The following is a 16,534-nucleotide window of genomic DNA, read 5'->3' on the forward strand; positions in this document are numbered from 1 at the left end:
CAGTTCCCTGTAGGAGTGAGCCTGCTCGCGATAGCGGAGTGTCATTCAACACATAAGCGACTGACCCACCGCTATCGCGAGCAGGCTCACTCCTACAGGGGGTGTGTGATTCCGGATGGCACGGCAGGCTCGCAATTGTTACCGTGACCCACCGCAACCCAGGTACCTCCCGCACTCATGGACCCGCAGCCAGTCATTCAAGCCGCCTCTGAAGCCGCCATCCCGGCCATCCTCGATTTTACCCTCAAGGCCCGCGCCGAGCTGTTTCCCAAACTCAGCGCCTCCGGCACGCCTGACGATCTGGCGCGTTTCGCCGAGGTTTATCTGCATGGCGCAGGCTGCTTTCTGATCGCTCGTCAGGAAGGGCAGATCGTCGCCTCGATCGGCTATCTGCCGTATGACCGACGCTTCCCGCAACTGGTGTATCCCGGCCTGAAAGTGGTGGAAGTCGTGCGCCTGTTCGTCCTGCCTTCGCAGCGCCGATCAGGACTCGCTGGTGCGCTGTATCGGGCGTTGAAGGAACACGCGCTAGCCAACGGCGTGGAGCTGATCTACCTGCACACCCATCCGTTTCTGCCGGGCGCCATCGAGTTCTGGCAGCGCCAGGGTTTTGCCATTGCTCAGGTCGACAAGGACCCGGTCTGGCAGACCACGCACATGCAATCGTTCATGAATGAAAACGCAATATCTGCGCGCCATCGAACGGATCCGTCAGGTAGTGCGCCCTGACCCCGAAGGTCGTCTGTAAGCGCTCCGGCGTCAGCACGTGCAGCGGTTCGCCGAGCGCCACCAGCCGCCCGCGTTCCAGCACCGCCAGGCGATCGCATTTAAGCGCCTGATTGAGATCGTGCAGGGCGATCAGTGTAGTCACCGGCAGAGTGCGCACCACTTGCAGAATGCTCAATTGATGCTGGATGTCGAGGTGGTTGGCCGGCTCGTCGAGCAGCAGAATCTGCGGGCGCTGCGCCAAGGCGCGGGCGATGTGCACGCGCTGGCGTTCACCGCCGGAGAGGCTGCGCCAGAGGCGGTTGCGCAGGTGCACGGCGTCAACGTCGACCAGCGCTTGCTCGACAATGGCGGCATCGGCCGGCGACCACGGTTGCAGCGCCGACAACCATGGCGTACGCCCCAGCGCGACGGCGTCGAACACGCGAATGCCATCATCGGTATCGGCCTGCTGTTCAACCACCGCGAGCGTTTGCGCGATGCTGCGCCGGGACAACTTGCAAAGCGCCTGGCCGTCGAGCTGCACTTGGCCTGTGCTCGGTTCACGCAGGCCGGCGAGCAGTTTCAGCAAAGTGGATTTGCCGGAGCCGTTCGGGCCAACGATACCGAGGGTTTCACCACGCTGAACATCGAGACTGACACCGTTGAGCAACTCGGCACCACGCACCTTGAAGCCCAAACCAGCACAACTCAGAACCGTGTTCATCGCGCCGATCTCCGACCCACCAGAATCAGCGCGAACACCGGTGCGCCCACCAGCGCGGTGATCACGCCGACCGGAATCACCTGACCCTTGATCAGGGTGCGCGACAGCACATCGGCGGCAATCAGAAACACCGCACCGCCCAGCGCACTGGCCGGCAGCAGACGGGCATGACCGGTGCCGAGCAACAACCGCGCGGCGTGGGGAATCACCAGACCGACAAAGCCGATCGAGCCGACAATCGACACCATCACCGCCGTCACCAGCGCGGCGCAGCCAATCAACAGAACCTGCACACGTCGTACTGGAATGCCGAGAGACGCCGCCGAATCCGCGCCAAAGGTGAACGCATCCAGCGCCCGGCGATGCCACAGGCAAACGACCAACCCCAACACAGCCACCGGCACTGCCAGCCACACCGACGGCCAGCGCACACCACCGAGATTGCCCAGCAGCCAGAACATGATGCCGCGCGCTTGTTCGGAGCTGGCCGAGCGGGTGATCAGAAAAGCGGTGAGGGCGTTGAACAGCTGCGAGCCGGCAATCCCGGCAAGAATGATCTGCCCGGTGCCGCTGGCCGAGCCGCTGACCCGCGCCAACAGAATCACCAGCACGAACGCGGTCACCGCACCGGCGAAGGCACCGGCCGACAGCGAGATCGCTCCGGCGCCGACGCCGAGCAGGGCGACCATCACCGCGCCGGTCGAGGCACCTGCGGAAATCCCCAGCAGATACGGATCGGCCAACGGATTGCGCAGCAGCGATTGCAGGATCACCCCGCATGTCGCCAGGCCGGCACCGCAGGCCGCCGCGACCAGCGCGCGGGTCAGGCGATAGTTCCAGACGATGCCTTCGTCGATCGGGTCGAGCACATAACCGGCGCCCCACAGCTTGTTCGCCAGCACCTGCAGCACCACGCTCGGCTCGATGGAGGTCTCACCAATGGCCACACCACCGATCAGCGCAACCGACAGCGTCAACAGAACCAGCAGGGCACGGATCAGGCGTCTGCTCATTGCGACAGGTCGTAGCCGTTGATGGCGGTGGCCAGTTGTGCGAGGCCATCGAAGGTGCGCAGGCTGGCCTGCATGGCCATGGCGTCGAGGATGATGATGCGGTTGTGCTTGACCGCGTCCATGTTGCGCGTCACCGGATCACTGCGCAGGAATGCGAGCTTCTTCTGGTAGTCGTCAGCCGGGAAACGCCGGCGATCCATGCGCGCGATGACCAGAAACGTCGGGTTGGCCTTGGCGATGGTTTCCCAGCCGACGGTCGGCCATTCTTCATCCGACTCGACGATGTTGCGCACGCCGAGGGTGCTGAGCATGAAATCGGGCACACCTTTGTGCCCGGCCACGAACGGCTCGATGTCCATCTCGGCGCTGGAGAACCACACCAGAGCGCTGACGTCTTTGCCCTGCTGGTTTTTCGCGGTGGCGATCGATTGTGCGAGGCTGGCTTTGAGCTGCTCATTGAGCTGTTCGCCACGCGCCTGCACGTCGAAAATCGCCGCCAGTTGGCTCACGCCTTTGTAGATGCTGTCGATGCGAAACGGCGCCAGCCGCGTGCCGTCCGCACCGACGAGGTTGTCCTTGGCTTCGCAATCGGAGGGCAGCAGGTAGGTCGGAATCTTCAGCTCGTGAAACTGCTCACGGGTGCCGACCGCGCCTTGCGGGCCGACCATCCATTCCAGCTCGACGGCGACCAGTTCCGGGCGTTTGCCGATCACCGCTTCGAAACTCGGTTCGTTATCGGCGAGGCGCTCGATCCTGTCGTTCTGCGCTTTGTATGTGCCCAGCACGTCGTTGAACCACAGCGAAGTGCCGACAACCTCGTCGCCCAGGCCCAAGGCATAGAGCATTTCGGTGCCGGCCTGGCCGATGGTCACCGTGCGTGCGGGCGCGTGCTGGAAAGTAAGGCTGCTGCCGCAGTTTTCCACGGTCAGCGGATAGGCAGTCGGCGCCGCTTGCGCCAGGGCGCAGAGGCTCAGAGAGGTGAGCAAAGTGGCAACGCGGGGCAGCAGCATGAGGCAGTCTCCAGGGGGAACCGTACGGAAGCGGGCGGGTACGGTCTGGAAACACACCTCGGGCGCGGTCGTGGAAACTGCGCAAGGCCGGCATGGTGAAAAAGCGCACGGCACGATGTCCTTCCCGGACACCCCGCCGGTTAGTCAGTCACTGTGCCGGCAGGTCTCCTGACTGATGCGTCATCGCCATGCTCCGGCCTTCCCGGGGATTACCCAGTGGCAGTCGAGGAGCAGGCTCGGCACCTACAGTTGCGGGGGCAGTTCCGATTGATGCTGTGCAAGCATTTCGGATTCCCTATTAATTCCGTGTGGAAACCGGCGCGGGCATGGTAGTCGATCAGGCCGATGAAGGGGAGCCGAATCTGCCGTGTTTCCATGCCGGAGCGTTTGCAATCCTGGGCAATGTTTGGCTAGTATACGAACCATATACATATCGTAGTGGATTCATATATGGGCATCGTAAAGATTTCAGAGGACATGCACGAAAATCTGCGCATCTCCAGCAACGCACTCAGCCGCTCGATCAACGCGCAGGCCGAGCACTGGATGCGCATCGGCATGCTCGCCGAGCTGCACCCCAACCTCGACCACAGCGCCATTTGCCGCCTGCTGATCCGCGCCGAACAGAACGGCGGACTGGATCTGCATCAACTGACCCAGGAAGCCGTCAGCGCATGAGAAACCAGATCAGGATCAACACACCCGCCGACATCGAAAAATCCCGCGCCGCCGGCAAACTGGCTGCCGAAGTGCTGGCGATGCTGGTGCCGCATGTGAAGGCCGGCGTGACCACCGATGAGCTCGACCGGTTGTGCAACGACTACATCGTCAATGTGCAGAAAGCCGTGCCGGCCAATGTCGGTTATCACGGTTTCCCGAAAACCGTCTGTGCATCGGTCAACGATGTGGTGTGTCACGGGATTCCGTCGGGCACGCCGTTGAAGGACGGCGACATCGTCAACCTCGACATCGCCGTGATCAAGGACGGCTGGTTCGGTGATACCAGCCGCATGTACGTGGTGGGTGAGGCGACCGCCGAAGCGCAGCACCTGATCAAGACCACCTACGAGGCCATGTGCGCAGGCATTCGCGCAGTCAAACCGGGCGCGACGCTGGGCGATATCGGCCATGCGATCCAGCGCCTGGCGGAGGCGGAGGGCTTCAGCGTGGTCCGCGAGTATTGCGGTCACGGCATCGGCAAGGTCTATCACGATGAGCCGCAGATCCTGCATTACGGTTTTCCCGGTCAGGGTCTGAAGCTCAAGGCCGGGATGATCTTTACCGTGGAACCGATGCTCAATGCCGGCAAGCGCCATGTGAAGAACATGCCGGACGGCTGGACCGTGCTGACCAAGGACGGCTCGTTGTCGGCGCAGTGGGAGCATATGGTCGCGGTGACGGAGACCGGATTCGAAGTGCTGACGGCGTGGCCGGATGAGATTGAAGGGTACCGGGCCATTGGCTGAGACCGCGTCGCCTGCTTGCCCTCACCCTAGCCCTCTCCCAGAGGCAGAGGGGACTGACCGAGGTGTTGTTGCGAGATACGCCGAGGTGCGATACCGAGTCGATCTTGCATTTGAACAGCATGAAGATCGGCTCCCTTTCCCCCTCGCCCCCCTGGAGGAGAGGACTGGGGTGAGGGGGTAGATCCAACTGACTCAGCGCAATCAGTGGGCACCTGCGGCCTTGTTCAAATCGCTCTCGGTCCATTCGGTATAAACGCACGCATCCGCCGTCGCCCAGCGCACTCGCACCGGGTCGCCAGCCTTGAGCGGCATGCCCGCCGCCGACAGGGCTTTCACCGTCATCGACGTCCCGCCCGCAGTCACCACGCTGCACGTCTGGCTCTCACCGAGAAACAGCACCTCTACAACGTTCGCCGAAACCTCATTCCAACCCGCCGCCAGCGGCTCATCCAGCGCTTGCTGCGTGCTCAGCGCCAAGGCCTTTTCCGGCCGCACCATCAGCAGCACATCCTGATCGGTGTGCAAGCCCGCCGTCAGCCGAATCGACAACGACTGCCCCTCGAAACTTGCCGCCGCATTGCCTTGCGCCTTGAGCTTGAGGAAGTTCGAGTTACCCAGAAACGACGCGACAAACGCATTCGGCGGATTCTGATAGAGGTCATAACCACTGCCCAGACCGACGATCTTGCCGTGGCTGAAAATCGCAATGCGTTGCGACAGACGCATGGCTTCTTCCTGGTCGTGGGTCACGTAGACGATGGTAATGCCCAGGCGGCGGTGCAGCTGGCGCAGTTCATCCTGCAAATCCTCGCGCAGCTTCTTGTCCAGCGCGCCCAGTGGTTCGTCCATCAGCAGAATGCGCGGCTCGTACACCAGCGCCCGGGCGATGGCGACACGTTGCTGTTGACCACCGGACAGTTGCGAAGGGCGGCGATGGGCGAACTGTTCGAGCTGCACCAGTTTCAACATTGCATCGACGCGTTTTTCGCGCTCGGCGGCTGCCAGTTTGCGAATCGCTAATGGGAAGGCGATGTTGTCGCGCACCGACAGGTGCGGGAACAGCGAATAGCGCTGGAAGACCATGCCGATGTCGCGCTTGTGCGGCGGCACGTTGACCAGCGACTGGCCATTGACGAGGATCTCGCCGCTGCTCGGTGTTTCAAAGCCGGCGAGCATCGACAGCGTGGTGCTTTTTCCCGAGCCGCTGGAGCCGAGGAAGGTGAGGAATTCACCGTCCTTGATGTCCAGCGAGATATTGTCGACGGCCGCAAAATCGCCGTAGTGCTTGTTCAGGTTGCGCAGGCTGACCAGGGGTTTGTCGTTCTGCTGGGATGCGTCTTTGATCACGGCACTCATGTCGTACTCCTGGGCGCTCAGGCGCTGATTTCGTTGCGCCGGCGCAGGGCGGCGGCGATCACCATGACCAAAACAGACAAGCCGATCAGCAGCGTCGAAGCGACGGCGATCACCGGGGTCAGGTCCTGGCGCAGGGTGGTCCACATTTTCACGGGAAGGGTTTGCAGGGTGGGACTGGCCATCATTACGCTGAGCACCACTTCGTCCCACGAAACGAGAAAGGCGAAGAGGGCGCCGGCGACCATGCCTGGACGGATCGCCGGGAATGTCACCTTGAACACCGCCTGCAAGCGCGAGGCACCGCAGATCACTGCGGCGTCTTCGATCGACTGATCGAACAGCTTCAGCGAGTTGATGATCGAGATGATGGTGAACGGCAGCGCAACGATCACATGGCTGACGACGAAAGCGAACATCGTCCCGGTGTAGCCGAGCTTGAGAAACAGCGCGTACACCGCCACCGCGATGATCACCAGCGGCACGATCATCGGCAGGGTGAACAGGCCGTACAACATCTCGCGTCCGGGAAAGCGTCCACGCACCAGCGCAAACGCCGTCGGCAAACCGAGGGCCACGGCACAAATGGTGGTCAGCACGGCAACCTTGAGACTGGCGGCAGCGGCGTTCATCCAGTCGGGATTGGAGAAGAACTGGCCGTACCATTTCAGCGTCCAGCCCGGTGGCGGGAACACCAGCCATTGCGAGGAGCCGAACGACAGCAGCACGATGAACACGATCGGCAACAGCAGGAACAGACCGATCAGCCCGGTGGTTGCATACAAGCCGAAGCGCATGCGCCGGCTCATGGCATTGGGAGTCAGGAGCATGTCGGCTTACCTCGCGTTACTGGCCCCAACCGGGGATTCCGGCTGAAGCTTCAGGTAGAAGTAGAACAGCACCAGGGTGATTGCGATCAGCAACGCAGCGCCGGCACTGGCCAGGCCCCAGTTGAGGAAAGACTGCACCTGCTGAATGATGAACTCCGGCAGCATCATGTTCTGCGCCCCGCCAAGCAGCGCCGGGGTGACGTAGTAACCGAGCGACATCACGAACACCATCAGACCGCCCGAGGCCAGACCCGGCCGACACAGCGGCAGGAACACCCGGAAGAAGTTGGTCCACGGACTCGCGCCGCAGATCGAGCCGGCCTGCAGGATCATCGGGTCGATGGCCTGCATGGTCGCCTGCAACGGCAGGACGATGAACGGAATCATGATGTAGCTCATGCCGATCACCACGCCGGTCAGGTTGTGCACCATTTCCAGCGGCTGATCGATGATGCCCATGGCCATCAGCGCCTTGTTGATCACCCCCGAGGCTTGCAACAGCACCAACCACGAATAGGTGCGGGCGAGCAGGCTGGTCCACATCGACAGCAGCACGATGTTGAGGATCCAGCGCCCCCAGCCGCGCGGCACCAGGGTGATTGCCCAGGCCAGCGGAAAGCCCAGCAGCAGGCTGAACAGCGTCACCAGCCCGGCCACCGAAAAAGTGTTGAGCAGCACTCGCGCATAGGCCGAGTTGGCGAACAGTTGTTCGTAGTTGCCAAGGCCAGGCACCGGTTCCAGCACGCCGCGCAGCAGCAAACCAATCAGCGGCGCGAGGAAGAACAGGCCGAGAAACAACAGCGCCGGGACGAGGTTGCCGGCGCCGCGCCAGCGTTGTTTGAACGCCGAGCCGGTAGCGCCCGCGGCGCTCCCGGTGGCAGTGGAGGGACGGGGCGCAGTGGCCGCGATTTTCATTTGACCAGCCATTCGTTCCACCGTGTCGCGATAGCCGGACCGTTCTTGGCCCAGTATGCGAAATCAAGGGTGATCTGATCCTTGGCGTAAGCCGTCGGCAGGTTGGGCGCCAGCGTCGAATCCAGACGCTCCACACTGTCGAGGTTGACCGGGGCGTAGGCGGTCAGATTGGAGAAATCGGCCTGGCCCTTGGCGCTGCTGGCGTTGGCGAGGAATTTCATCGCCGCGTCCTTGTTCTTCGAGCCTTTGGGGATGACCAGAATGTCGGCCATGACCAGGTTCTGTTTCCAGCTCACGCCGACCGGTGCGCCGTCTTCCTGCAAGGCGTGGACGCGCCCGTTCCAGAACTGGCCCATGCTCGCTTCACCGGACGCCAGCAACTGCTGCGACTGCGCGCCGCCGCCCCACCAGACGATGTCTTTCTTGATGGTGTCGAGTTTCTTGAAAGCGCGATCCAGGTCCAGCGGGTAGAGCTTGTCAGCCGCGACGCCATCGGCCAGCAACGCCAGTTCGAGCACGCCGGGGCTTGGCCATTTATAGAGGGCGCGTTTGCCCGGGTAGGTCTTGGTGTCGAACAGCGCGCTCCAGTCCTGCGGCTTGTTGGCGCCGAGCTTGCCCTCGTTGTAGCCGAGGACGAAGGAGAAGAAGAACGAACCGACGCCGTGATCGCTGACGAAGCGCGGGTCGATCCTGTCGCGCTGGATCACTTTGAAATCGAGGGGTTCGAGCAGGCCTTCGGCAGCGGCGCGCAGGGCGAAATCGGCTTCGACATCGACCACGTCCCACTGCACGTTGCCGCTTTCGACCATGGCCTTGAGTTTGCCGTAGTCGGTCGGCCCGTCCTGCACGACGGTGATGCCGCTGGCCTTGCTGAACGGATCGGCCCAGGCCTGTTTCTGCGCATCCTGGGTGCTACCGCCCCAACTGACAAAATTCACGCTTTCGGCGGCCATTGCAGCCTGGCCGGTAACGCTGAGCAGTCCCGCGAAAAAGATCGCGGTTGCAGCTTTGTTCAACACCATGTTCACGCCCTCATTGTTGTGTTTTTGAGCGGGCCTTGCGTTGTTGCCCGCCTGTCGGGAGCAGTAGCTGGACGGTTTTTCAGGTCGCCCGGTCTATGGAATATCATATTATGGTATTCCAAACTTTGTGCAAGCACTTTGCCTTACCGGTTATCTGGGAGCTGTCCTTTTTTGTGGTTCGAAGAAATGGATCTGAAATGCAAACCCCTTGTAGGAGTGAGCCTGCTCGCGATAGCGGTGTGTCAGTCAACATCATTGCTGAATGTCACACCGCTATCGCGAGCAGGCTCACTCCTACATTTGGATTCGTGCTCGACGAAAGTTATTCGGTGAAAGGGATGCTCTCAACCACCTCGAGGTCATACCCGGTCAACCCTGCATACTTCAGCGGTGGGCCGAGGTGCCGCAGCTTGCCAACCCCCAGATTCTGCAGAATCTGCGCCCCGGTCCCGACTTCGGAATAGATCCGCGACTGCGAGCGGCTGAACTGCCTCGGCGGCTGGGTCAGTTGCGGCACGCGCTCCAGCAACGCCTGCGACGATTCGTGGTTGGCCAGCACCACCACAACCCCATGACCTTCCGCCGCGACCCGTTGCAGCGCCGCCCACAGCGTCCAGTTCGTCGGCCCGCTGTACTCGGCACCGACCAGATCGCGCAGCGGATCGATCACGTGCACGCGCACCAGCGTCGGCTCTTCGCGACGCAAGTCGCCCATGACCATCGCCATGTGCACGCCGCCTTCGATGCGGTCTTCGAAGGTGATCAAACGGAACGTGCCATGCACCGTCGGCAGCTCACGTTCGCCGATGCGTTCGATGGTGTGCTCGGTGCTCAGGCGGTAGTGGATCAGGTCGGCGATGGTGCCGATCTTGATCCCGTGCTTGCGTGCGAACTGCTCCAGATCCGGGCGGCGGGCCATGGTGCCGTCGTCGTTCATGACTTCGACGATCACCGAGGCCGGGGTGAAACCGGCGAGGCGCGCCAGATCGCAACCGGCCTCGGTATGCCCGGCGCGGGTCAGCACGCCACCTTCCTTGGCGCGCAACGGGAAGATGTGACCGGGCTGCACCAGGTCTTCGGCGCGGGCATTCGGCGCGACGGCGGCGGCAACGGTGCAGGCACGATCCGCCGCGGAGATGCCGGTAGTCACGCCAACCGCCGCTTCGATCGACACGGTAAACGCCGTGCTGAACACGCTGCCGTTGGCCGGTACCATTTGCTCCAGGCCCAGACGCTGGCAATGTTCGTCGGTGAGGGTCAGGCAGATCAGCCCGCGCGCTTCGCGAGCCATGAAACTGATTGCCTCCGGCGTGCAGCGATCGGCAGCCAGCAGCAGGTCGCCTTCGTTCTCGCGGTCTTCGTCATCGACCAGCAGGACCATTTTGCCGAGGCGATAATCTTCGATGATTTCTTCGATGCTGTTGAAGGCCATGCTGGACTCTCAGGGTTCGTTGGAAATATATTGGTATACCATAATACAAAATCAACAAAGAGGTCACTATGAAGGCGTACTGGATTGCACACGTGGATATAGCCGATGCCGAGCACTACAGCCAATACACCCAGCGTACCCCGCAGGCGATTGCTGCATTCGGCGGGAAGTTTGTCGCCAGAGGCGGGCGCAGCGAAGCGCTGGAAGGCCGGCAGACGCCGCAGCGCACGGTGATCATCGAGTTCGAGAGCTACGAGCAGGCCGTGGCGTGCTACCGCTCGGCGGCGTATCAGGAAGCGAAAAGTTACCGCGAGGGATGGGCGAGGGCGGAGATCATCATCGTCGAAGGCGTCGCCCCAGTTTAGGCAACACCACCAAACCCGTGTAGGAGTGAGCCTGATCGCGATAGCGGTGTGTCAGTCAGCAATTCTCTAGCTGATACACCGCTATCGCGAGCAGGCTCACTCCTACAGAAAGCGAAGCGTTGTCAGCGCATGAAGTGAATCTTGCCGCTGTCATCATTGCCCATGTAAATCCCGTACACCCCGGCCTGGCGCTCTTCGATATAGCGCTCGAGAATCTGCCGGATCGCCGGGTAGTAGATCTGCTCCCACGGAATGTCTTCAGGGGCGAAGAACTTGTAATCCAGGGTTTCCGGCCCGTACTGCCCGGTGATCTCCAGGGCAATGGCGCGGAAGATGATGTACACCTCGCTGATCTTCGGCACGCTGAAAATCGAGTACGGCGAGACGATTTCCGCGCGCACGCCGCTTTCTTCCCAGACTTCACGCAGCGCCGCCTGCTCGGTGGTCTCAAAGCTTTCCATGAAACCGGCGGGCAGGGTCCAGGTGCCCGGGCGCGGCGGGATCGCCCGTTGGCACAAGAGGTATTTGCCGTCCTGCTCAATGATGCAGCCGGCAATGATCTTCGGATTGACGTAGTGGATATAGCCGCAGCCGCGGCACATCAGGCGCTCGTGCGTATCGCCCGGCGGCGTCTGCTGACCGAGGTCAGGGCCACCGCATTTCGGGCAAAAGCTCGGGCTGAACATGTCATTGACCTATGCGCGGTTCTTTCAGTGCGATCGGCAGGGTGATCGCCGGGGTGCCCTTGACGGCGACGCCGGTTTCTTCCTGCTTGCGCTTGAGGTAATCGAGGGCCACGGCAGCGGCCGCGCGGACGTGATCGACACAGGCCTGATGCGCCGCCAGCGGATCACCGCTCTTGATCGCCTCGACCATTTTTTCCATCTCGTGGTTACTCGCGCCGCGGCGGTTTTCCTGGGACACCGAGGTCGCGCGCAGGTAGCTGATGCGCGCCTGCAACTGGCGCAACTGGGTGGCAGCGACATGGTTGCCCGAGCCTTCCAGCAGCACGTCGTAGAAGCCCTGCACCGAGTCGATCACCTGTTGCAACTCGCCGTCCTTCAACGCCTTGCGGTTGTCATCGAGGGCCTTTTCCAGGGCCTTGATGTCCTTGGCTTTGGCGCGCAGGGTGAACAACTGCACGATCAGACCTTCGAGTACGCAACGCAATTCGTAGATATCGACGGCATCGGCGAGGGTGATGATCGCCACACGCGGGCCTTTGGCGTCGGCGAATTCCACCAGGCCTTCGGATTCAAGGTGACGCAGGGCTTCGCGCACCGAAGTGCGGCTGACACCGAGGCGATCACACAGGTCGCGTTCGACCAGGCGATCACCTGGCATGAGCTGGAAATTCATGATCGCGCTACGCAGTTTGTCCAGCACGATTTCGCGCAGGGTAACGGGGTTGCGATTGACCTTGAAGCTGTCGTCAAGTGGCTGGCGTTTCATCGGGTCCGCTCTTGAGCTTGGCTGTCCATGCCAGACGGGCATCAAAACAGCCGAGGGTTAACTGGAGGCCTCGGCGTCGGCTTCGGCAAAGGCTTCACGGGCCAGCCGGAAACTGTCCACGGCCGCCGGAACGCCGCAATAAATGCCGACCTGAAGCAGAATTTCGCGTATTTGCTCACGACTCAGGCCGTTACGCAAGGCGCCACGCACATGCAGCTTGAGTTCGTGCGGGCGGTTGAGCGCCGAGATCATCGCCAGGTTGATCATGCTGCGCTCCTTGAGCGACAGACCCTCGCGCCCCCAGACATGGCCCCAGCAGTATTCGGTGACCATTTCCTGCAGCGGACGGGTGAAGTCATCGGCGTTCTCTATTGAACGTTGCACGTAAGCTTCGCCCAATACCTGCGTACGGATCTGCAGGCCTTTTTCGTACTTTTCGTTACTCATTATTCCTCCAGTCACCACAGATCCCTGGTGTAGGAGCTGCCGAAGGCTGCGATCTTTTGACTTTGACTTTTGAAAACAAGATCAAAAGATCGCAGCCTTCGGCAGCTCCTACACAGGGGATTTGTGTGAATCCTTCAGGTCAGGGTGGGCAACGCACCCAGCTTGCCCTTGTGGTAAATCATTGGTGTCACCGGTTGCTCGGGCAGGATCAGGTTCTTCACCGCGCCGACGATGATTGCGTGATCACCACCGTCGTACTCACGCCACAACTCGCACTCGATGATTGCCGTCGCCTTGGCCAGGATCGGGTTACCCAAATCGCTCAAATGCCACTCGATGCCCTTGGCCTTTTCCTTGCCCTTGCCGGCGAACGCGTAGGCTTCGGCGGTCTGTTCGGCGGAGAGCAAGTGGATAGCGAATTTCTTGCTGTCGCGCAGCACCGGGTAAGTGTCGGAGGCGTAGTTGGGGCAGAACAGCACCAGCGCCGGGTCGATCGACAGCGCGCTGAACGCGCTGGCGGTAATGCCGACGATGCCGCCGTCCGGGTCGAGGGTGGTGACCACCGTGACGCCGGACGGAAACGAGCTCATGACGTCTTTGTAAATGCCGGGTTCGATCATCTCGCAGGACTCCTAGCGCATCACAAACGGATCAGGCATTGGCGCCTGGGAGAGGTTGATCCACACCGTTTTCAGTTCGGTGTAGGCCAGCACCGAGTCGATGCCGCTTTCGCGTCCATAGCCACTGTTCTTGAAACCGCCGATCGGCGCCAACGCCGACACTGCGCGGTAAGTGTTGACCCAGATAATTCCTGAGCGCACATCGCGCGCCAGCCGGTGGGCGCGGCCCAGGTCACGGGTCCAGATGCCGGCGGCGAGGCCGAACTGCGAGTCGTTGGCGATCGCCAGTGCTTCGGCTTCGTCTTTGAAGCGAATCACCGACGCCACCGGGCCGAACACTTCTTCCTGCATGATCTTCATCGAATTACGGTCGCATTCGAACAGCGTCGGCTCGTAGAACCAGCCTTCGCCGAGATCCGCCGGACGCTTGCCGCCGGTGCGCAAACGCGCGCCTTCGGCAATCGCATCGGCGACCAGCCCTTCGACCACCGCCAGTTGCTGCGCGGTGGCCATCGGGCCCATCTCGCTATGGTCTTCCTGCGGGTTGCCGATGCGGATGCGCTGGGCGCGTTCGACCAGACGATTGACGAATTCGTCGTAGATTTCGTCCTGCACCAGCAAACGCGAACCGGACACGCAGCTCTGCCCGGACGCCGCGTAAATCCCGGCAATCGCGCCGTTGATCGCACTGTCGAGATCGGCGTCGGCAAAAATGATATTCGGCGACTTGCCGCCCAGTTCCAGCGACAGCTTGGCGAAGTTTTCGGCGCTGCTGCGCACCACATGCCGTGCCGTGGCCGCGCCGCCCGTGAAGGCAATCTTGCGGATCAGCGGATGGCGGGTGAGGGCGGCGCCGGTGCTCGGGCCGTAACCGGTGACGACGTTGACCACGCCCGGCGGAATCCCGGCTTCGAGGGCCAGACGCGCCAGCTCGAGAATGGTTGCCGAGGCGTGTTCGGACGGCTTGATCACAATGGTGTTGCCGGCGGCGAGGGCCGGGGCCAGTTTGATCGCGGTCAGGTACAGCGGGCTGTTCCACGGAATGATCGCGGCGACCACACCCATGGCTTCGTGCACGGTGTAGGCAAACAGGTCAGGCTTGTCCAACGGCAGGGTGCCGCCCTCAAGCTTGTCGGCCAGGCCTGCGGTGTAGTGGAAAAACTCCGGCAGGTAGCTGACCTGGCCACGGGTTTCGCGGATCAGCTTGCCGTTGTCGCGGCTTTCCAGCTGCGCCAGGTGTTCCTTGTTTTCCGCGATCAGGTCGCCGAGGCGACGCAGCAACTTGCCCCGCGCGGTGGCAGTGAGGCCACGCCACGCCGGGCTGTCGAAAGCGGTCTGCGCCGCTTGCACGGCGCGTTCGACGTCCGCTTCATCGGCGTCGGGCAGTTCCGCCCAGGCCTGCGCGGAGGCCGGGTTGAGGCTTTCGAAGGTCTTGCCGGAGAGGGCGTCGACCCAGTCTCCGCCGATGCACATCTGGAAGCGTGCGAGTGTCATGCAACGATCCCCTTTATATGGTTTTGTCGGGCGTGTGCGAATTGAAGGAATTCCAGCAGCATCTGATTGACCAGACGCGGCGACTCTACCGGCATCATATGCCGTTGCTCGGGCAGCACGGCAACCTTCGCGCCGGGGATGCGTCGGGCCAGTTGCTCGGCCATTTCCGGGGTCGAGCCGGGGTCGAGTTCGCCGGTGGCGATCAGCGTCGGCGCCTGAATGCTGCTCAGGTCGTCGGCGCGGTACATGTCCTGGGTGGCGAACAATTCGTAGGTGGTCAGGTAACCCTGCGGATCGTTGTTGGCCAGTGTCTGACGCAACGCGGCGATCTGCGCCGGGTTGGCTGCCTGATATTCACGGCTGAACCAGCGTGACAGCGCGGCTTCGGCATTGGCGTCCGGGCCATGCTCGGCGGCCTGCGCCGTGCGGGCAATAACGCCGGCACGCTGTTCTTCGCTGCGGTTGAACACGCTGTTCAACACCACCAGGCTTTGCAGGCGCTCCGGGTAATGCAGGGCAAAGGCCCGCGCGACCAGGCCGCCCATGGAGAAACCGATCACCGCGGCCTGGGGCAGATTCAGGTGCTCGAGCAGCTCGAGCAGTTGATCAGCGTAACCGAGCAGGTCGGTGCCGCTGGCCGGGCGCGGGCTGGCGCCGTGGCCGAGCATGTCGTAGGCGATCACCTGATACTGGCTGGCGAGGCCGACAATCTGCCCGCCCCACATTTCTTTGTTCAGGCCCACGCCGTGGATCAAGACCACGGGCTGGCCTTGGCCGGTCGCCAGGTAACTGGTGCCAGCCGGGGTGAGTTCAGCGGTGAGCCGAATCATGGAGCGCTCCTGCAATGCCTTTCTTGTTGTGATTACTGGGCTTTTTCGGCGGCCAGTTCTTCCAGATCGATGTAGCGGTTGCCGATGCGCGGGTGCAGGCGGCCACCGTCGGCGCAACCCAGTACCACGACGATTTCGTCGGCACGCGGCGCGTCTTCGATCTGCATTTCCAGGGTGATGTAGTGCGAACGCAGGCCTTCGTCGTCCTTGTGCATCATCGGGATCTGAATCGACGTGCCCGGACCGCCGCGCTTGTTGGTGAAGCTCAGGTAGCTCTTGGCTTTCACTGCTTCGCGGTAGTGGTTGCCGAAGCGCAGGGTGTGGATCACCGCCGACGCGTGCTCGATCTCGCCGTCAGCGCCGACCACCGCCGCTTTGCCGTAGGCCTCGATCTTCTCGGCACCGCCGATGATGCCGACCAGACGCTCGACCATCATGGCGCCGAGGTCGGAGCAGTTGGCGCGGATCTGTGGCTTGAGGTCTTCGACAAAACCGTTGCCCACCCAAGGGTTCTTCATCACCACGGCAAGGCCGACCATGGTCACCGGCTTGTCAGTCGCCTTGCCGCCTTCGATGAAGGTTTCTTCGACATAGCTGACGATCTTGCGAATTTCGAAACTCATGAGCTGCTCCGTTGGGGGATTGAGAGTGTCTGTGCGTCTGATGGTATACCATAATACCGATCCTGCAAGTCCCCCTGACGAGATTTGCCTCATCACCCCGGCGAATGGTCATGTGTTCAAATTCCCAGCCCCCATGATCCCTTGTAGGAGTGAGCCTGCTCGCGATAGGGAGCTGTCAGCCAATGATTTGCTGACTGAAACACCGCCATCGCGAGCAGGCTCACTCCTAC

Annotated in this window: 19 protein-coding genes and 1 riboswitch; of the genes, 4 read left to right on the forward strand and 15 right to left on the reverse strand. The window is 62.0% G+C overall.

Features of this window, described 5'->3' with window-relative positions; all coding sequences use genetic code 11:
• The first annotated feature begins 177 nt into the window (after positions 1 to 177).
• Positions 178 to 729, forward strand: a complete 552-nt coding sequence (locus tag BLU71_RS06355) for a GNAT family N-acetyltransferase (protein WP_083352576.1) — start codon at positions 178 to 180, stop codon at positions 727 to 729.
• On the opposite strand, the gene BLU71_RS06360 is transcribed toward BLU71_RS06355, so the two are convergent.
• The 3 genes from BLU71_RS06360 to BLU71_RS06370 are packed head-to-tail and all read right to left on the reverse strand — an operon-like array spanning position 668 to position 3,455.
• Positions 668 to 1,432: an ABC transporter ATP-binding protein gene (locus BLU71_RS06360; RefSeq protein WP_083352577.1), complete on the reverse strand. Its 765-nt coding sequence runs from the start codon at positions 1,430 to 1,432 to the stop codon at positions 668 to 670. The genes BLU71_RS06355 and BLU71_RS06360 overlap by 62 nt on opposite strands.
• Entirely contained in the window at positions 1,429 to 2,445 is a 1,017-nt protein-coding gene (locus BLU71_RS06365; RefSeq protein WP_083352578.1) for a FecCD family ABC transporter permease, read from the reverse strand. The genes BLU71_RS06360 and BLU71_RS06365 overlap by 4 nt, the downstream gene beginning before the upstream one ends.
• Positions 2,442 to 3,455 carry an ABC transporter substrate-binding protein gene (locus BLU71_RS06370; protein WP_083352579.1) on the reverse strand — a complete coding sequence of 338 codons (1,014 nt, stop codon included), beginning with the start codon at positions 3,453 to 3,455 and terminating at the stop codon, positions 2,442 to 2,444. The genes BLU71_RS06365 and BLU71_RS06370 overlap by 4 nt, the downstream gene beginning before the upstream one ends.
• Positions 3,456 to 3,595: 140 nt before the next feature.
• A riboswitch (cobalamin riboswitch) is annotated at positions 3,596 to 3,790 on the reverse strand.
• Between the two features lie 115 nt (positions 3,791 to 3,905).
• Here BLU71_RS06370 and BLU71_RS06375 point away from each other — a divergent pair.
• Together BLU71_RS06375 and map are read left to right on the forward strand one after the other, a co-directional pair.
• Positions 3,906 to 4,133, forward strand: a complete 228-nt coding sequence (locus BLU71_RS06375; protein ID WP_003225727.1) for a ParD-like family protein — start codon at positions 3,906 to 3,908, stop codon at positions 4,131 to 4,133.
• The gene (gene map / locus BLU71_RS06380; protein WP_083352580.1) at positions 4,130 to 4,921 is read left to right on the forward strand and encodes a type I methionyl aminopeptidase; all 792 of its coding nucleotides are present in this window, start codon (positions 4,130 to 4,132) and stop codon (positions 4,919 to 4,921) included. The genes BLU71_RS06375 and map overlap by 4 nt, the downstream gene beginning before the upstream one ends.
• A gap of 201 nt (positions 4,922 to 5,122) precedes the next feature.
• Here map and BLU71_RS06385 read toward each other — a convergent pair whose 3' ends face one another.
• The 5 genes from BLU71_RS06385 to ribBA all read right to left on the reverse strand — a co-directional run bounded on the left by BLU71_RS06385 (position 5,123) and on the right by ribBA (position 10,473).
• Positions 5,123 to 6,277, reverse strand: coding sequence for an ABC transporter ATP-binding protein (locus BLU71_RS06385; protein WP_064363446.1), 1,155 nt, complete (start codon positions 6,275 to 6,277; stop codon positions 5,123 to 5,125).
• A gap of 17 nt (positions 6,278 to 6,294) precedes the next feature.
• On the reverse strand, positions 6,295 to 7,104 hold the full coding sequence (locus tag BLU71_RS06390; protein WP_007918021.1) for an ABC transporter permease: 810 nt from the start codon (positions 7,102 to 7,104) through the stop codon (positions 6,295 to 6,297).
• Between the two features lie 6 nt (positions 7,105 to 7,110).
• Positions 7,111 to 8,019, reverse strand: coding sequence for an ABC transporter permease (locus tag BLU71_RS06395; RefSeq protein ID WP_064363445.1), 909 nt, complete (start codon positions 8,017 to 8,019; stop codon positions 7,111 to 7,113).
• On the reverse strand, positions 8,016 to 9,041 hold the full coding sequence (locus BLU71_RS06400) for an ABC transporter substrate-binding protein (protein WP_016775018.1): 1,026 nt from the start codon (positions 9,039 to 9,041) through the stop codon (positions 8,016 to 8,018). Before BLU71_RS06400 ends, BLU71_RS06395 begins: the two co-directional genes overlap by 4 nt.
• Before the next feature lie 322 nt (positions 9,042 to 9,363).
• Entirely contained in the window at positions 9,364 to 10,473 is a 1,110-nt protein-coding gene (ribBA, locus tag BLU71_RS06405; protein ID WP_016775017.1) for a bifunctional 3,4-dihydroxy-2-butanone-4-phosphate synthase/GTP cyclohydrolase II, read from the reverse strand.
• Positions 10,474 to 10,541: 68 nt separating this feature from the next.
• Here ribBA and BLU71_RS06410 point away from each other — a divergent pair, with 68 nt between their 5' ends.
• Positions 10,542 to 10,838, forward strand: coding sequence for a DUF1330 domain-containing protein (locus tag BLU71_RS06410; RefSeq protein ID WP_083352581.1), 297 nt, complete (start codon positions 10,542 to 10,544; stop codon positions 10,836 to 10,838).
• A gap of 122 nt (positions 10,839 to 10,960) precedes the next feature.
• On the opposite strand, the gene BLU71_RS06415 is transcribed toward BLU71_RS06410, so the two are convergent.
• The 7 genes from BLU71_RS06415 to BLU71_RS06445 form a co-directional block, all read right to left on the reverse strand.
• Entirely contained in the window at positions 10,961 to 11,524 is a 564-nt protein-coding gene (locus tag BLU71_RS06415; RefSeq protein ID WP_065616190.1) for an NUDIX hydrolase, read from the reverse strand.
• Between the two features lies 1 nt (position 11,525).
• The gene (locus BLU71_RS06420) at positions 11,526 to 12,290 is read right to left on the reverse strand and encodes a GntR family transcriptional regulator (protein WP_042606770.1); all 765 of its coding nucleotides are present in this window, start codon (positions 12,288 to 12,290) and stop codon (positions 11,526 to 11,528) included.
• A gap of 57 nt (positions 12,291 to 12,347) precedes the next feature.
• Positions 12,348 to 12,737, reverse strand: coding sequence for a carboxymuconolactone decarboxylase family protein (locus BLU71_RS06425; protein ID WP_024013190.1), 390 nt, complete (start codon positions 12,735 to 12,737; stop codon positions 12,348 to 12,350).
• A 134-nt stretch (positions 12,738 to 12,871) separates the two neighbouring features.
• Positions 12,872 to 13,357 carry a flavin reductase family protein gene (locus BLU71_RS06430; RefSeq protein ID WP_042606771.1) on the reverse strand — a complete coding sequence of 162 codons (486 nt, stop codon included), beginning with the start codon at positions 13,355 to 13,357 and terminating at the stop codon, positions 12,872 to 12,874.
• 12 nt (positions 13,358 to 13,369) lie between these two features.
• Positions 13,370 to 14,851, reverse strand: coding sequence for an aldehyde dehydrogenase (locus tag BLU71_RS06435; RefSeq protein ID WP_083352582.1), 1,482 nt, complete (start codon positions 14,849 to 14,851; stop codon positions 13,370 to 13,372).
• A complete protein-coding gene (locus tag BLU71_RS06440) occupies positions 14,848 to 15,681 on the reverse strand; it encodes an alpha/beta fold hydrolase (protein WP_042606773.1) in 834 nt (277 codons plus the stop codon). Before BLU71_RS06440 ends, BLU71_RS06435 begins: the two co-directional genes overlap by 4 nt.
• 32 nt (positions 15,682 to 15,713) lie before the next feature.
• A complete protein-coding gene (locus BLU71_RS06445) occupies positions 15,714 to 16,304 on the reverse strand; it encodes an amino acid synthesis family protein (protein WP_007968626.1) in 591 nt (196 codons plus the stop codon).
• Positions 16,305 to 16,534: the final 230 nt, after the last annotated feature.

This window comes from Pseudomonas moraviensis (assembly GCF_900105805.1).
Taxonomy (GTDB): Bacteria; Pseudomonadota; Gammaproteobacteria; order Pseudomonadales; family Pseudomonadaceae; genus Aquipseudomonas; species Aquipseudomonas moraviensis_A.

What these genes read in the sequence shown, in the direction of transcription:
- BLU71_RS06355 (WP_083352576.1), top strand. Translation starts at nt 178, where the DNA reads ATGGACCCGCAGCCAGTCATTCAAGCCGCCTCTGAAGCCGCCATCCCG.
- BLU71_RS06360 (WP_083352577.1), bottom strand. Translation starts at nt 1,432, where the DNA reads ATGAACACGGTTCTGAGTTGTGCTGGTTTGGGCTTCAAGGTGCGTGGT.
- BLU71_RS06365 (WP_083352578.1), bottom strand. Translation starts at nt 2,445, where the DNA reads ATGAGCAGACGCCTGATCCGTGCCCTGCTGGTTCTGTTGACGCTGTCG.
- BLU71_RS06370 (WP_083352579.1), bottom strand. Translation starts at nt 3,455, where the DNA reads ATGCTGCTGCCCCGCGTTGCCACTTTGCTCACCTCTCTGAGCCTCTGC.
- BLU71_RS06375 (WP_003225727.1), top strand. Translation starts at nt 3,906, where the DNA reads ATGGGCATCGTAAAGATTTCAGAGGACATGCACGAAAATCTGCGCATC.
- map (WP_083352580.1), top strand. Translation starts at nt 4,130, where the DNA reads ATGAGAAACCAGATCAGGATCAACACACCCGCCGACATCGAAAAATCC.
- BLU71_RS06385 (WP_064363446.1), bottom strand. Translation starts at nt 6,277, where the DNA reads ATGAGTGCCGTGATCAAAGACGCATCCCAGCAGAACGACAAACCCCTG.
- BLU71_RS06390 (WP_007918021.1), bottom strand. Translation starts at nt 7,104, where the DNA reads ATGCTCCTGACTCCCAATGCCATGAGCCGGCGCATGCGCTTCGGCTTG.
- BLU71_RS06395 (WP_064363445.1), bottom strand. Translation starts at nt 8,019, where the DNA reads ATGAAAATCGCGGCCACTGCGCCCCGTCCCTCCACTGCCACCGGGAGC.
- BLU71_RS06400 (WP_016775018.1), bottom strand. Translation starts at nt 9,041, where the DNA reads ATGGTGTTGAACAAAGCTGCAACCGCGATCTTTTTCGCGGGACTGCTC.
- ribBA (WP_016775017.1), bottom strand. Translation starts at nt 10,473, where the DNA reads ATGGCCTTCAACAGCATCGAAGAAATCATCGAAGATTATCGCCTCGGC.
- BLU71_RS06410 (WP_083352581.1), top strand. Translation starts at nt 10,542, where the DNA reads ATGAAGGCGTACTGGATTGCACACGTGGATATAGCCGATGCCGAGCAC.
- BLU71_RS06415 (WP_065616190.1), bottom strand. Translation starts at nt 11,524, where the DNA reads ATGTTCAGCCCGAGCTTTTGCCCGAAATGCGGTGGCCCTGACCTCGGT.
- BLU71_RS06420 (WP_042606770.1), bottom strand. Translation starts at nt 12,290, where the DNA reads ATGAAACGCCAGCCACTTGACGACAGCTTCAAGGTCAATCGCAACCCC.
- BLU71_RS06425 (WP_024013190.1), bottom strand. Translation starts at nt 12,737, where the DNA reads ATGAGTAACGAAAAGTACGAAAAAGGCCTGCAGATCCGTACGCAGGTA.
- BLU71_RS06430 (WP_042606771.1), bottom strand. Translation starts at nt 13,357, where the DNA reads ATGATCGAACCCGGCATTTACAAAGACGTCATGAGCTCGTTTCCGTCC.
- BLU71_RS06435 (WP_083352582.1), bottom strand. Translation starts at nt 14,851, where the DNA reads ATGACACTCGCACGCTTCCAGATGTGCATCGGCGGAGACTGGGTCGAC.
- BLU71_RS06440 (WP_042606773.1), bottom strand. Translation starts at nt 15,681, where the DNA reads ATGATTCGGCTCACCGCTGAACTCACCCCGGCTGGCACCAGTTACCTG.
- BLU71_RS06445 (WP_007968626.1), bottom strand. Translation starts at nt 16,304, where the DNA reads ATGAGTTTCGAAATTCGCAAGATCGTCAGCTATGTCGAAGAAACCTTC.